The sequence below is a fragment of the Alkalihalobacillus phoenicis genome (genome assembly GCF_047302405.1).
Lineage (GTDB): Bacteria > Bacillota > Bacilli > Bacillales > Bacillaceae_D > Alkalihalobacillus.
The window spans coordinates 3511560-3526624 of record NZ_CP154853.1 but is presented as its reverse complement, the minus strand read 5'-3'; the positions used below and the strand labels follow the sequence as shown (position 1 = coordinate 3526624).

General features: G+C 38.9%; 11 protein-coding genes and 2 rRNA genes. 10 read left to right on the top strand and 3 right to left on the bottom strand.

All coding sequences use genetic code 11. The features are described from left to right. The first annotated feature begins 202 nt into the window (after positions 1-202). The 5 genes from AA0017_RS16530 to AA0017_RS16510 all read left to right on the top strand — a co-directional run bounded on the left by AA0017_RS16530 (position 203) and on the right by AA0017_RS16510 (position 6534). A 23S ribosomal RNA gene (locus tag AA0017_RS16530) occupies positions 203-3141 on the top strand. 120 nt (positions 3142-3261) lie between these two features. Continuing rightward, positions 3262-3377: ribosomal RNA gene (rrf, locus tag AA0017_RS16525) — 5S ribosomal RNA — on the top strand. 439 nt (positions 3378-3816) lie between these two features. Then, positions 3817-4377 (top strand): isochorismatase family protein, encoded by a 561-nt coding sequence (locus AA0017_RS16520; protein ID WP_413376223.1) that lies wholly within the window; start codon positions 3817-3819, stop codon positions 4375-4377. A gap of 54 nt (positions 4378-4431) precedes the next feature. Next, positions 4432-5175, top strand: a complete 744-nt coding sequence (locus AA0017_RS16515) for an aminoglycoside phosphotransferase family protein (RefSeq protein WP_413376221.1) — start codon at positions 4432-4434, stop codon at positions 5173-5175. 876 nt (positions 5176-6051) lie between these two features. After that, complete coding sequence (locus AA0017_RS16510) at positions 6052-6534, top strand: hypothetical protein (RefSeq protein ID WP_413376219.1); 483 nt, start codon at positions 6052-6054, stop codon at positions 6532-6534. An 18-nt stretch (positions 6535-6552) separates the two neighbouring features. Here AA0017_RS16510 and abc-f read toward each other — a convergent pair whose 3' ends face one another. Next, a complete protein-coding gene (abc-f, locus tag AA0017_RS16505; protein WP_413376217.1) occupies positions 6553-8190 on the bottom strand; it encodes a ribosomal protection-like ABC-F family protein in 1638 nt (545 codons plus the stop codon). A gap of 745 nt (positions 8191-8935) precedes the next feature. Here abc-f and AA0017_RS16500 point away from each other — a divergent pair. The 5 genes from AA0017_RS16500 to AA0017_RS16480 all read left to right on the top strand — a co-directional run bounded on the left by AA0017_RS16500 (position 8936) and on the right by AA0017_RS16480 (position 13191). Beyond that, positions 8936-9172: a glutaredoxin domain-containing protein gene (locus AA0017_RS16500; protein ID WP_003323099.1), complete on the top strand. Its 237-nt coding sequence runs from the start codon at positions 8936-8938 to the stop codon at positions 9170-9172. A gap of 1 nt (position 9173) precedes the next feature. Next, entirely contained in the window at positions 9174-9554 is a 381-nt protein-coding gene (gene nrdI / locus AA0017_RS16495) for a class Ib ribonucleoside-diphosphate reductase assembly flavoprotein NrdI (RefSeq protein ID WP_413376215.1), read from the top strand. Then, the gene (nrdE, locus tag AA0017_RS16490) at positions 9532-11718 is read left to right on the top strand and encodes a class 1b ribonucleoside-diphosphate reductase subunit alpha (RefSeq protein ID WP_413376213.1); all 2187 of its coding nucleotides are present in this window, start codon (positions 9532-9534) and stop codon (positions 11716-11718) included. The genes nrdI and nrdE overlap by 23 nt, the downstream gene beginning before the upstream one ends. A gap of 14 nt (positions 11719-11732) precedes the next feature. Further along, the gene (gene nrdF / locus AA0017_RS16485; RefSeq protein ID WP_413382657.1) at positions 11733-12692 is read left to right on the top strand and encodes a class 1b ribonucleoside-diphosphate reductase subunit beta; all 960 of its coding nucleotides are present in this window, start codon (positions 11733-11735) and stop codon (positions 12690-12692) included. A gap of 61 nt (positions 12693-12753) precedes the next feature. Continuing rightward, on the top strand, positions 12754-13191 hold the full coding sequence (locus AA0017_RS16480) for a dUTP diphosphatase (protein WP_413376211.1): 438 nt from the start codon (positions 12754-12756) through the stop codon (positions 13189-13191). Positions 13192-13644: 453 nt separating this feature from the next. On the opposite strand, the gene AA0017_RS16475 is transcribed toward AA0017_RS16480, so the two are convergent. Together AA0017_RS16475 and AA0017_RS16470 are read right to left on the bottom strand one after the other, a co-directional pair. After that, on the bottom strand, positions 13645-14601 hold the full coding sequence (locus AA0017_RS16475) for an arsenic resistance protein (RefSeq protein WP_413376209.1): 957 nt from the start codon (positions 14599-14601) through the stop codon (positions 13645-13647). 205 nt (positions 14602-14806) lie between these two features. Beyond that, positions 14807-14998, bottom strand: a complete 192-nt coding sequence (locus AA0017_RS16470) for a hypothetical protein (RefSeq protein ID WP_413376207.1) — start codon at positions 14996-14998, stop codon at positions 14807-14809. Between the last annotated feature and the right edge of the window lie 67 nt (positions 14999-15065).

Sequence of the window (15065 nt, the reverse complement as noted above, 5' to 3'; positions counted from 1 at the left end):
AAATGGTTCTTTGAAAACTAGATAATAACGATAAACATGATTAATTCATCGGAGTCTATAACGATAGACGAACGAGAATGTCAAGAATTCATATCAAACCTTTGATAATACGACCAACGAGATTCGATTCATCGAAAATCGGAAGTCAAATTTGGCCAAAAGCAACGGTAAATTTATTTTTACGTTGATTTGCAGCCAAAATGGTTAAGTTAGAAAGGGCGCACGGTGAATGCCTTGGCACTAGGAGCCGAAGAAGGACGCGACGAACGGCGAAACGCCTCGGGGAGCTGTAAGTAAGCTTTGAACCGGGGATATCCGAATGGGGGAACCCACCATCTTTAATAGGATGGTATCCATATCTGAATACATAGGGTATGAGAAGGCAGACCTGGGGAACTGAAACATCTAAGTACCCAGAGGAAGAGAAAGCAAATGCGATTTCCTGAGTAGCGGCGAGCGAAACGGAATCAGCCCAAACCAAGAGGCAAGCCTCTTGGGGTTGTAGGACACTCTATACGGAGTCAAAAAGAAACGAAGTAGGTGAAGCGACCTGGAAAGGTCCGTCGAAGAGGGTAACAACCCCGTAGCCGAAACTTCGTTTCCTCCAGAGTGGATCCTGAGTACGGCGGGACACGTGAAACCCCGTCGGAATCCGGGAGGACCATCTCCCAAGGCTAAATACTCCCTAGTGACCGATAGTGAACCAGTACCGTGAGGGAAAGGTGAAAAGCACCCCGGAAGGGGAGTGAAAGAGATCCTGAAACCGTGTGCCTACAACTAGTTGGAGCCCGTTAATGGGTGACAGCGTGCCTTTTGTAGAATGAACCGGCGAGTTACGATGTCGTGCAAGGTTAAGCTGATAAAGCGGAGCCGTAGCGAAAGCGAGTCTGAATAGGGCGAATGAGTACGCCGTCGTAGACCCGAAACCGTGTGATCTACCCATGTCCAGGGTGAAGTTCAGGTAACACTGAATGGAGGCCCGAACCCACGCATGTTGAAAAATGCGGGGATGAGGTGTGGGTAGGGGTGAAATGCCAATCGAACTCGGAAATAGCTGGTTCTCCCCGAAATAGCTTTAGGGCTAGCCTCGAGGTGAGAGTATTGGAGGTAGAGCACTGATTGGACTAGGGGTCCCCACAGGATTACCGAATTCAGTCAAACTCCGAATGCCAATTACTTATCCTCGGGAGTCAGACTGCGAGTGCTAAGATCCGTAGTCAAGAGGGAAACAGCCCAGACCATCAGCTAAGGTCCCCAAGTATACGTTAAGTGGAAAAGGATGTGGAGTTGCTTAGACAACCAGGATGTTGGCTTAGAAGCAGCCACCATTTAAAGAGTGCGTAATAGCTCACTGGTCGAGTGACTCTGCGCCGAAAATGTACCGGGGCTAAACGTATCACCGAAGCTATGGATTTACACCTTCAGGTGTAAGTGGTAGGGGAGCGTTCTAAATGCAGCGAAGTCAGATCGTGAGGACTGGTGGAGCGTTTAGAAGTGAGAATGCCGGTATGAGTAGCGAAAAGAGGGGTGAGAATCCCCTCCGTCGAAAGCCCAAGGTTTCCTGAGGAAGGCTCGTCCGCTCAGGGTTAGTCGGGACCTAAGCCGAGGCTGAAAAGCGTAGGCGATGGACAACAGGTTGAAATTCCTGTACCACCTCCTCACCGTTTGAGTAATGGGGGGACGCAGAAAGATAGGGTAAGCGCACTGATGGATATGTGCGTCCAAGCAGTTAGGCTGAGAAGTAGGCAAATCCGCTTCTCATGAAGGCTGAGCTGTGATGGCGAGGGAAATTTAGTACCGAAGTTCCTGATTCTACACTGCCAAGAAAAGCCTCTAGCGAGGTGAGAGGTGCCCGTACCGTAAACCGACACAGGTAGGCGAGAAGAGAATTCTAAGACGCTCGGGAGAACTCTCGTTAAGGAACTCGGCAAAATGACCCCGTAACTTCGGGAGAAGGGGTGCTCTATTAAGGTGAATAGCCTGAGAGAGCCGCAGTGAAAAGATCCAAGCGACTGTTTAGCAAAAACACAGGTCTCTGCGAAGCCGCAAGGCGAAGTATAGGGGCTGACACCTGCCCGGTGCTGGAAGGTTAAGAGGAGGGGTTATCCTTCGGGAGAAGCTCTGAATTGAAGCCCCAGTAAACGGCGGCCGTAACTATAACGGTCCTAAGGTAGCGAAATTCCTTGTCGGGTAAGTTCCGACCCGCACGAATGGTGTAACGATTTGGATACTGTCTCAACGAGAGACCCGGTGAAATTATAGTACCTGTGAAGATGCAGGTTACCCGCGACAGGACGGAAAGACCCCATGGAGCTTTACTGTAGCTTGATATTGGATGTTGGTACAGTTTGTACAGGATAGGTAGGAGCCTTGGAAGCCGGAGCGCTAGCTTCGGTGGAGGCGTCGGTGGGATACTACCCTGACTGTGCTGACATTCTAACCTCGGACCGTGATCCGGTTCAGGGACAGTGTCAGGTGGGCAGTTTGACTGGGGCGGTCGCCTCCTAAACAGTAACGGAGGCGCCCAAAGGTTCCCTCAGAATGGTTGGAAATCATTCGTAGAGTGCAAAGGCAAAAGGGAGCTTGACTGCGAGACCTACAAGTCGAGCAGGGACGAAAGTCGGGCTTAGTGATCCGGTGGTTCCGCATGGAAGGGCCATCGCTCAACGGATAAAAGCTACCCTGGGGATAACAGGCTTATCTCCCCCAAGAGTCCACATCGACGGGGAGGTTTGGCACCTCGATGTCGGCTCATCGCATCCTGGGGCTGAAGTAGGTCCCAAGGGTTGGGCTGTTCGCCCATTAAAGCGGTACGCGAGCTGGGTTCAGAACGTCGTGAGACAGTTCGGTCCCTATCCGTCGCGGGCGCAGGAAATTTGAGAGGAGCTGTCCTTAGTACGAGAGGACCGGGATGGACACACCGCTGGTGTACCAGTTGTTCCGCCAGGAGCATCGCTGGGTAGCTACGTGTGGAAGGGATAAGTGCTGAAAGCATCTAAGCATGAAGCCCCCCTCAAGATGAGATTTCCCATGGAGTTAATCCAGTAAGACCCCTTAGAGATGATGAGGTTGATAGGTCTGGTGTGGAAGCGTGGCGACACGTGGAGCTGACAGATACTAATCGGTCGAGGACTTATCCATTATATTCTTGACATCATGTTTTTATCGATTATCTAGTTTTGAGAGAATCCTCTCAACAATTCAATAGACATCACGTCTATTTGACGAAGAGACCCTTCATAGGGGATCGGACGTCAAAAGTCTGGTGGCGATAGCGAAGAGGTCACACCCGTTCCCATGCCGAACACGGCCGTTAAGCTCTTCAGCGCCGATGGTAGTTGGGGGCTTCCCCCTGCAAGAGTAGGACGTTGCCAGGCAGATAAAGCACATTCCAAGAGGAATGTGCTTTTTAATTTGCATAATGAGCATAATTTGTGTCGCATTAAGGGATTTACGACGCGAAATCGATTTGAAGTTCACAATTCGAGTCGTAACTGAAGATTTTCGAAGTAGAATCAGTCTGAGTATCACAATTCACGCCGTATCATGGAATTTACGCCGTGAAATCAGTTAGAAATCGACAATCCAAGTCGTAACAGATAATTTAGTACACGACTCGCTACTTCTGTTACAAGTTTCGTATCAAATCGACCTTAGCTCTAATATCTCTTCTCTCAATTATACGAAATCTGATTTCACAAAAAAGATATCACGAATAGCTCTACTCCCTTGAAATTTTGAATGGTACAATATAAAAAAACAGAACATTTAATTTATTGAATTTAATATAATCTAATTATTAATAGGAGAGATGAGATGAATCAGGCGTTATTAATCATTGATGCTCAGCAAGAGTTAATGGATGGAAATAGGGATGAAAAAGAAGTGTTTCAAAAAGATAAGTTAATTGCTAATATAAATAACGTCATTGAGCAGGCGTTAGTAGAAGGTGTACATATTATTTTTGTAAGAGATAAAGATGTTGCTGATGGTAAAGGGGCCGGTTTTCAGGTTCATAAAAAAATTAAGATACCAACTAGTCCAGTCACTTTTATAAACAAAGAGGCAACGAATTCATTTTATAACACGAGTTTGCTTCCACTTTTACAAAGGAACCAAATAGAACACTTGGTGATTATGGGGTGTAAGACCGAACATTGTATTGATACAGCGGTTAGAACGGCTACAGTTAATTCTTTTGATGTAACCCTTGTAGGCGATGGACATTCGACGACAGACTCGAAAACATTGTCTGCTGAGAATATCATTGCCCACCATAATGAATTGCTTGATGGTCATTATAACGTAGATAATTTTTCGGTTGTTAGATATAGTAATGAGAACTTATTCGAACCAAACCATAATCAGTATCGGTAGTTTTCTTTAAACCTGCGTTGATTTATCAGGTTAATAGAAAGTAGGGGGGATAAAGTGAACCTGATCGCAACTGGAAATACAGCCAAAATATATCTTCATGAAAATAAAATCTTCAAAATATATAATGATGAATTGCCTGAAACCGAGTCAATACATGAAGCCAATAAACAAAAGTGGGCGTACTCTTTTGGGCTCTCTGTCCCTAAAGTATTGGATGTTACAAAAATTGAGGGAAAACAAGCACTTGTCATGGAGTATAGTAGGGGAAAGACATTAGGCGATTTTTTATTAGAAAACAAGGAACAAGCAGAATATTATATGAACCTATCCATTGGTTTTCAACAACAAATTCATACGGTTGTTCCGGACACTACATTGGAATTGATGACGGAAAAGCTCCAGCGTCAAATAGAGGCTGTTTCGATTTTGGAGCAAAGGCGAAAGGCTACATTAATTAAAAAGTTACATTCTATCCCATTTGAAAAAAAGCTCTGCCATGGTGATTTTCATCTATTTAACCTAATTAAGACGAATAACGGAGTAACTATTATTGATTGGGTAGATTCTAGTGTTGGCGATATTCGTGCGGACGTCTATCGAACCTATCTTTTGTATTCACATTTTTCATTAGAATTAGCGGATATGTATTTGCGACTTTATTGTGAGAAAAGTGGACTGTCAAAAGTCGAGATTTTTCAATGGGCACCGATTATTGCAGCGGCAAGGCTAGCTGAAAATGTCACATCTGAAAGTTCTGAACGTCTTTTGGAAATCGTTAATCAATTCTGCCCGTTATAGTTTTAATAGAGGAATAAGACTTTTATTAAGGAGCAGCGGTAGGGAGAATGGGTATATTTTTTGAAAAAGCGACTAAACCTTTGTTAAAACCTTTTATGATTGCGAGGATAGTCGTTTTATTTATGATTTTTATTCAGTGTGTTTTTGTTTTCCAAGGTGAGCGATTTTATAAGTACTTTGTTTTATCGGGAGCATTCATCATATTGGCACTTATTACTTTTTGAATAAAGGAAGATGAGGGCTGTCTCAAACCCTTAAATTAGAAAAGGTTAGTAAAGTGGACATTGAGCGGTGTCACCGCTTCAGAAAACACGATCCCCGTCAACCGCCAGACGCTAAGCTTAGAGGACAAGATAGAGTAGCCGACTCCTGTAGACGGAAAGGGTAGGCTACTAAAAAAGTCCCATTCTCAATTTTAACTGAGAAGAACCTCAAACCATTAGTTGATTCATTAGATGATCTATTATGGCTTTAGCTGGTATTTGTTTGACTAAAACGGAGCCAGCGGAATACCCGGAGACTCCTGCGGGAAAAGTGAAACACGGGAGACCCCACAGCGGCTTGCGTGAGGATGCTGTCCCGATCTAGGAAACCGGTGTCTTCCCACTCACTTTATAACATTCTAAAAGGAAGCTAATGAGAGACAACAAGGTAATAGACCATATCAAGAGTGTTTTTGTATATATCTTGAATAATTCACCATAATATTACCGATCTTTCTATACAATCCTGAAAAAAAATTTAAGATAAGATAAGGAGTGAACATATTATGAGAACGAACTTTTTTTGTGATTTCCTTTTGATATAAAAAGGAGATAAAAACATTAATAACGAATAATGATTAACAAAATATTTACTTTTGAAGGAGGTTTATTGTTGCTAAGTGACGCGATAATGATGTGGGTCTTGATTATGATAATGGCCAGTCCTTTTATTTATTTATGTTTAGGGAAAAGAAGATTTGCGATGATAAATGCTGTTTTATGTGTGTTATATGTTTTTATTTGGTATAACTCATCAAAGTATAAAGGCAGTTTGACCTTGAATATGGAGACGATTATTTGGCTTACCTTATTACTTACACTCATCTTGTTTTTGGGGGTAGCGATATCTTTAGTGATGATGCAATGGTTTGCTTTAAAAAAGAGTACTTTAATTGTAGTTGCTTTCCTCGTTTTAGTTTTAGGTGTCATGCTTACATCGTTTATTAATGATGGAGCATTTAAACTATTAGAAGTCACGTTGATTGTCGTTGTGCCAATGTACGTTTTTAGTCTCCTTCTAATAGGGGTGATTAAATTTGATAAAGAACATAGAACCGTTGAACGATTGTTAAAACACCCCAATCAAGTAGAGTGAGGTGTTTTTGGGTGGTTCTTAAGAAAGTTCCTTTATTTTTTTAGTAAGTTCATTAAACTTTTGATCGAGTTCTGTATATTCTTTACTGCTAGGGCTCATAAAGCTCAGTTTACCTAACACTTCCTGTCGTTCTGTTTCAAGTTTTAACCTTAATTCTTCAACATCATTTGTTTTGGGTGAGGATTCGTTTCCATTCAGCTGCTTGTAGATACCTTTCTCAGAAAAAATAAGATTGATGTCAGTTGTTTTTTCGAGAAAATAACGATCGTGGGAAACGATCAGCAGTGTTCCTGTATACTGTGCCAAAGTATCTTCAAGCTGTTCACGAGAAGGTAGGTCCAAATGATTGGTTGGTTCATCTAATATAAGGACATCTTTTTCTTCTAAAATATATTTCATCAACTTAACCTTCACTCGTTCACCCATACTCATATTTTCAATCGGTTCTGTCCATTGCGAAGCACTGAAGCCTAAATGTTTCATTAAATTTTGGACATGACCTCTTCCTGAAAAAGTTTCCTGATAAAATAGTTGATCTGGCGTTTGCCGAAGGGGAAGGTCAAATACCTCCTGTGTTAAATAACCTATTTTAGCTGATGGAGAAATCCAAATATCCCCTTCTCCAGTCTCTTCTCCAACAATCATTTTCAAAAAAGTTGTTTTTCCACTTCCATTTGGCCCCGTTACGGAAACTTTTTCACCGTGTTGAATCGTAAAATGAACATTTTGAAATAGGATTTGCTTGCCAAATGTTTTAGCTAGATTTTTGACTTCTAAAAATCTTTTCCCAACTTTGTGGGTGGATTCCATCGAAAACTGAACTTCATATTCAGGCTCAAGTGGTTGAGCTTTGATTCTTTCTAGTTCTTTCTCTAATCGTTTTTGCTTGGATTTCGCTTGTGAATCTAGACGTTTTGCTTTAACACGATAATATTCTTTGAAGCCTTCTTTTTTAGTCGATTGTGCATGACCTGATTGAGCCCATGAGGTTAACTGATTCATTTGTCCTTCAATGCGCTCAACCATTTTTTGTTGCTTTTCGTATTCACGTTGCTGTGTTAGTCTTTTTTGTTCGCGTGCTTCCATATAACTTGAGTAATTGCCTGTATGGACGTATACCTTTTTATGCTCAATGGACCAAATTTTTGTTGCCACTTCATCTAAAAAATAGCGATCATGTGAGACTAAAATAACGGTACCGTGATAACTTTTTAGTTGTTTTGTTAAAAAGTCTAAGCTTTGTTGATCAAGGTGATTGGTCGGTTCGTCGAGTAATAAAAGGTCGGTTCCTTTTGCTAAACCTCTAGCAAGGCGTGCTTTTAACTTTTCTCCGCCACTTAATTGTGCGTAAAAGCGAACTGGTACATCCCATTTCTTTAATAGGATTTCTTCTTGATTGGTGATGTTATCAAAAGAATGGGATTCGGTTTCTTGCTCAACGATCGTGATTTTGAGATGGTTTTCTATTTGCTTGATTTGCCCTGTTGTCGGGACTAAATCACGATTTAATAGTTGTAACAAAGTCGATTTCCCAGCTCCATTTTTTCCAATGATCCCAATGATATCCCCTTGTTGAATATTTGTGTTCACCTTCTCAAAAATAGTCTGATCATTTATTTCATAGCTGATATTTTGTAGTTGTAATAATTCTTTCATTAAAATTTCCCCCTTCTTTTTTAGGAGAATAAAAAAATCCTCCCAATAGACATGGAAGGATTAGTCGCATTTTAACGTACCTAAATGAAGCCATATAATCATATAGCTCAAACGTTTATAGAAAAATGGGCAGACTAATCCTATGTTTTATAATCTGAAATATACGATTTCAAATGTAAAAAATAGGTTAGTTATCCATCGTCCACCCATCATTCCTTTCCGTAAATAATAATAAAATTGTAGCATGAATAAAATATGGATGCAATAAGTCATAAATATCCTATTAAATGTCATAGGCCATACGTAGAGTTTTGTCGATTGATGCTAAAAAAATGTTCTAAATTTAAAAGGGAATGTCCTATTATAAGAGTCGATAAATAATAAAATAATCGGGTGTTTGTTCTCAATTAAATGAGGGGAAAGAGTGAAATGAGAGAAAGAAATATGCGATTTTTTAAAATCTTTTTTTTATGAGAGAGTCGAATTAAATTTGTTGTTAGTCGCTATATATTGTGTTAATATGTGATAAGAACATCAATATATTGACGATGGTGAAGGATTTGTCAAGCCCTAATTTCGCACACTTTTAAAAGTATATACGATATAAGTAGATAAAACAAATCTATTACTCACGAAAATATTTCTATATGATCGAGAGGCTTATAGAATAGGGCTTTATCTCTTTAATTTGTCTAGGTTTGCTTATGAATATGAATAATAATATAAAAGAATGGTGGTCATAATTATGTCAAAAGTGACAGTGTATACAAAAAACGGTTGTCCGCAATGTGAAATGACAAAAGTCGTTTTAAATGGAGAAGGTATTGAGTTTCAAGCTTTTAATATTGAAGAAGATCAAAAGGCTTTTGATTATGTTGTGAATACCCTAAATTTACGTCAAATGCCAGTTGTTGTGGCGGATGGGACAGAACCATTTACAGGATTTCAACCAGATAAGTTAAAAGAATTGGTGTTGAATTAAATTGCTCATTGCCTATCTTTCTTTAACGGGGAATGTTAGAGAATTTGTGGAAAAAACAGGTGAGAAATCTGTTGAAATTAATTACAGCGACCCTTATGAAAAAATCGATGAACCTTTTATTGTCGTTGTCCCTAGCTATGACGAGCAAATTACTGAGGTAGTTAGCTCATTTATTGATTATCAAATGAATAGGAGCCATTTAATCGGGTTCGTAGGTAGTGGTAATTTGAATTTTGATGGGGATTATTGTTTTAATGCGAAGGACTTGTCCAAAAAGTATAATAAGCCATTATTATATACATTTGAATTTAGTGGGACGAATAATGACTTACTGAATTTCAAGGAGGAATTGAACCACTATGCAGGCACCGGAATTAAGTAAAAAGGTAAAAGAGGATACGTATTTTACCTTAAACAATCTATTGAACTTGCCAAAGGAAGGCAAGATTCAAATTGATAAAGATAGAGAAGCCGTGAAAGCTTATTTTTTAGAATATGTAAATCCGAATACTGTCTTTTTTCATTCATTAGATGAGAAGCTCGATTATTTGATTGAGAATGACTATATAAAAGAGGATTTTTTAAATAAATATGACCGAAAGTTTGTTAAAAAAGTATTTAAATCGATTTATAATCATAAGTTTCGTTTTCGTTCTTTTATGGGGGCTTATAAATTTTACTCCCAATATGCGATGAAAACCGATGATGGGCAGCGTTTTTTAGAAAGATATGAGGATCGTTTGGCTTTTAATGCTCTTTCGATTGCGGATGGGGATGAACAATTGGCTTTAGATTTAGCGGAGGAATTAATTAACCAACGTTATCAACCAGCCACTCCAACATTCCTAAATATCGGTAAAAAGAGATCAGGTGAAATGGTGTCGTGTTTTCTATTAACGGTTTCCGATGATATGAATTCCATTGGTAGAAGTATTAATTCAGCATTACAACTATCTAAATTAGGTGGCGGAGTTGGAATTAGTTTATCGAACGTCCGTGCAAATAATGATCCAATCAGAGGCATTTATGGACTAGCTGATGGGGTAGTACCTGTCATGAAATTGTTTGAGGATGCTTTTTCTTATGCCAATCAAGGCGGAGCAAGAGATGGTGCCGGGGTTGTTTATTTGAATATTTTCCATCCTGATATTGTTGATTTCTTATCGGTCCGAAAAGAAAATGCGGATGAGAAAGTAAGAATTAAGACTTTATCGCTTGGCCTCGTTGTGCCTGATAAATTTTATGAACTAACAAAAAGCAATGACTTTATGTATTTATTCTCACCACATGATGTGGAAAAAGTGTACGGCAAGCCTTTTTCTTATGTAGATATCACCAAAGAATATGACAACATGGTCGACAACCCTGAAATTCGAAAATCGAAAATCAAAGCGAGAGATTTAGAGACGGAAATTAGTAATCTTCAAAATGAGAGTGGCTATCCGTATATTATTAATATCGATACGGTTAATCGTGAAAATCCGATTGATGGACATGTGATTATGTCAAATCTTTGTACTGAAATCTTTCAAGTGCATAAGGATTCTATGATTAATAATGACCAGACATACGCTCAATTAGGAAATGATGTTAGTTGTAATTTAGGTTCAACAAATGTCGCGAACTTAATGAAATCTCCTGACCTTGGGAAATCGGTACGAACGATGCTTCGTGCTTTAACATATGTGACAGACCATTCAAGTATTGATGTCGTTCCTTCTGTAAAAAATGGTAATGATATGTATCATTCAGTCGGTCTTGGAGCGATGAATTTGCATGGTTTCTTAGCGAAAAACCAGATTTATTACGGATCTCCTGAAGCGATCGAGTTTACGGATATTTATTTTATGTTATTAAACTATTGGACACTCGTCGAAAGTAATCAAGTTTCGATTGATACAGGAAAAACCTTTTACGATTTTGAAAAGTCTAAATATGCAACAGGTGAGTATTTTGATAAATATTTAGCGGAAGAGGACTTTTCGTTTAAGCATGAGAAAATAAAAGAAATCTTTGAAGATATCTTTATTCCTCGTCACGAAGATTGGGAGAAGCTTAAAGCGTCCGTAATGGAACATGGGATTTATAATGCGTACCGACTCGCTGTGGCCCCTACTGGCTCGATTTCTTATGTGAATGAAGCAACCGCCTCAATTCATCCGATTACGCAAAGGATTGAGGAACGTACAGAGGGTAAACGTGGGAAAGTGTATTATCCAGCCCCTTATTTAACGAGTGAAACGATTCCACATTACGAGTCTGCTTACGATATCGATCAACGAAAGATTATTGATACGTATGCGACCGCACAAAGGCATGTAGACCAAGGATTAAGTATGACCTTATTTTTAAGATCTGAATTACCAGAAGGGCTATATGAGTGGAAAGTTAACAGTGAGTATCCGACGAAAAAAACAACAAGAGACTTAAATATTTTAAGAAACTATGCATGGAAAAAAGGCATTAAATCCGTTTACTATATTAGAACCTATACGGATGATGGAACTGAAGTTGGTGCCAACTATTGTGAATCGTGCAGCATTTAGGGAGGTTTTAATTGGTGACGGACTATGCAGCTTATGAAGCGGTCAATTGGAATAATATAGAAGACGCGATCGATAAAATCACCTATGAGAAGTTAACGGAACAATTTTGGTTATCGACTCGTATGCCAGTATCGAAAGATCGTTCAGATTGGACAAAGTTACCCGATGAAGAAAAGCGTTTAGTGGAGAAAGTATTTGGTGGTCTAACGATGCTTGATACTCTTCAATCAGAATCAGGTATTGATGCACTAAGGAAGGATGCGAAAACTCAACATGAAATTGCGGTGTTAAATAACATTCAATTTATGGAGTCTGAGCATGCACGAAGCTACTCTTCGATTTTTAGTACGTTAAATACGAAGAAGGAAATTGAAGATATTTTTAGATGGGCACGTGAAGATGATTTTCTGCAAACGAAGGCTCGTATTATTGATGAAGTGTATAGAAATGGTTCAGCTCTAGAGAAAAAAGTAGCAAGTGTTTTCTTGGAATCATTCCTCTTTTATTCTGGTTTTTATACCCCACTCTATTATTTAGGTAGAGCGAAACTGATCAATGTAGCTGAAGTCATTAAGTTGATTATCCGCGATGAATCGGCACATGGGGCGTATATCGGTTATAAATTCAAAGTCGGATTTAATAAACTATCCGATTCGGAAAAAGAATCGTTAAAAACGTGGACTTATTCATTGTTGTATCAATTATATGAGAATGAAGTGAAATATACAGCCTCCCTCTATGACCAAGTCGGATGGACAGAGGATGTGAAGGTCTTCTTACGTTATAATGCAAACAAAGCGTTAATGAACCTTGGGTTATCTCCATTATTTCCGGATACAGCGGATGATGTGAATCCGATTGTCATTAATGGATTATCGACAGGTACAACGAATCATGATTTCTTCTCAACGGTTGGAAATGGTTACTTGCTTTCAGTTGTTGAGGATATGGACGAGTCAGATTACGATTATTAAAAAGAGAGAGGGACTAGTGAATTTAGTCCCTATTTTCTTTGTTACGAAAAAGGAGAATAAGATGTCAACAGAGCAAATTAGAATTAAATATTTTAATGATAATCTTGTAAAGGCTGATAAAATCGTTCAAGGCGATTGGATTGATTTACGTGCAGCCGAAACAATCGAGTTTAAAAAGGATGAATTTAAATTAATCCCACTAGGAATTGCGATGGAGTTGCCAAAAGGATATGAAGGCCATGTTGTTCCGCGTTCAAGCACGTTCAAGAATTTCGGCATTATCCAAACGAATTCTATGGGGATTATCGATGAATCGTATAAAGGCGATAATGATCAGTGGTTTTTCCCAGCATATGCCTTAAGAGATACGGTGATTGAGAAAAATGATCGGATTTGTCAATTTAGAATCATGAAAAAAATGCCAGCGATCGAATTTGTAGAAGTTGAAAAACTTGAGAATGAAAACCGTGGTGGACACGGTTCAACTGGAACGAAATAAAGATAGATTCGATACTAAATATTTGCGATGTATTTACCTTTAGATAGTTTTATCTAAGGGTTTTTTTTGGTTTAAGGAGTTTCTAGTGAGTTAGGTAGTTTGGATTTGGACGTGTATTAGGGTTTATCGGACATAAAGAGAGAATCATCTGTAGAAAGTTGTCCTATAGAACCTGTTTCTGAGACAAATAAAGAAAGTTTAGCTTCGACTTGTCCTATAAACCAAGGTTCTAAGACAAACAAGGGAAGGAATGTTATCGACTTGTCCTATAAACCAAGGTTCTAAGACAAACAAGGGAAGGAGTGTTATCGGTTTGTCCTATAAACCAAGGTTCTAAGACAAATAGGGAAACAGCAGCTACCAGATTGTCCAATAAAACAAGTTTTAGGGCATTTTACTATTGTTGGACATTAGAGGCATTTCTTTAATTGAAGAGCATCAAAAAAGAACAGCTTACGCGACTGTTCTTTTTTTCATCATTAATAAAATTTGTGAGACGGCGGCAAGGACCGGCAGTTCGATAAGTGGACCAATCACTAGTGCTAAGGCGATAAGAGGTTGTTCGGGAAAGGCTATGACGACGATAGCTAAGGCGATCGGTGAATTCCGAGCGATAATCGTTAAATTTAAACTTGTCGTGTCCTCGAATGAAAATTTGAGAACCTTACCAACTGTTTGAGCCACAATAAAATTGATACTAAAGAAAAGCAATAAAGGAATCAGTAATAAATAAATAACCTCTAAATTTGCTAATAAATAGGAGCCTTGTGAAGCGAACATTGCGACTATCGCCAATGATAAAAAGATGATTTGTGATGTTGCAAAAAACGGTATGATCTTTTCTTGGAGTATGTTCTGTCTATTTTTGAATAGATAGCGTGTGACTGCCGCTAAGAAAAGAGGAAGTAACAGTACGAAAACAACACTTTCAATAATCGATGAAAAGGCGACCGTCTCCATCGTACCAGCAAAAATAAAAAAATAAACAGGCAATAGAATGACTTGTAAAATTAAGTTAACGGGTAAGACAGATGTGGATAAAGCAATATTTCCTTTCGCAATCGAAGTAAAAACTAAATACCAATCTGTACAAGGTGTGACGAGCAGCAAAATAAACCCAAGCCATAATGCCGGGTGATCGGATAGAAAGACAGCCCCTAGTAACCAAGCGAGAATAGGCGTCCAAATAAAGTTAATAAGTACATTTGAGCTTAAAAAGGGAATGTTTTTAAAAGCTTTTTTAAGATTATCAATGGGAGTTGTTAAAAATAAACCGTATAACATGAACAATAAAAACGGCAAAATGAATGAACCTGCTTGGGTTTCGATATAGGGGACTTGACCAAAAAGCAGTCCAATTCCTACTGCTAATAAAATAATGAATGTTTGAAATTTTTCAATGATGCTCATAAAGAGTACTCCTTCTTACGATTAATACTTTTATTAAAATCATATCATATTTACATAGGGAAATAGGAATCGAGGAGATTGGATGCAAGAGATTTAATATAAATCTTGGGAGGTTTATAAGGTTCAAGAAGAGGGTGTGACAAGAGGGAGAAATCATAGAACAGAGTAGAAAAACCATGTCTCCAAGGGAACATGGTTTTTTAGGTTATGATTTATCACTAGATGAACGGTTTTTTGTTTTCTTTTTGTTCCGCTCGTCTTTCATTTCTTCTTCTATTTCTTCAAGTGGTAAGTCATCAATCGGCATGATCAATTGATCGACTTCCTCTTGAGATTTTTTGTCTTTTTTAAATTTATCAGGATCATTTTTTCTTGTTTTGTTTTTATCGGTTGTCATTTTATGTTCCTCCTTCAAGGCTTTTTCTTTTCGGAGTTGCTTATAAAGGCTATTCCCTTTGGCCCTT

Excerpts from the sequence above, each read along its gene's own strand:
- AA0017_RS16520 (WP_413376223.1), top strand. The coding sequence starts at position 3,817 with ATGAATCAGGCGTTATTAATCATTGATGCTCAGCAAGAGTTAATGGAT.
- abc-f (WP_413376217.1), bottom strand. The coding sequence starts at position 8,190 with ATGAAAGAATTATTACAACTACAAAATATCAGCTATGAAATAAATGAT.
- AA0017_RS16500 (WP_003323099.1), top strand. The coding sequence starts at position 8,936 with ATGTCAAAAGTGACAGTGTATACAAAAAACGGTTGTCCGCAATGTGAA.
- nrdE (WP_413376213.1), top strand. The coding sequence starts at position 9,532 with ATGCAGGCACCGGAATTAAGTAAAAAGGTAAAAGAGGATACGTATTTT.
- AA0017_RS16480 (WP_413376211.1), top strand. The coding sequence starts at position 12,754 with ATGTCAACAGAGCAAATTAGAATTAAATATTTTAATGATAATCTTGTA.
- AA0017_RS16475 (WP_413376209.1), bottom strand. The coding sequence starts at position 14,601 with ATGAGCATCATTGAAAAATTTCAAACATTCATTATTTTATTAGCAGTA.
- AA0017_RS16470 (WP_413376207.1), bottom strand. The coding sequence starts at position 14,998 with ATGACAACCGATAAAAACAAAACAAGAAAAAATGATCCTGATAAATTT.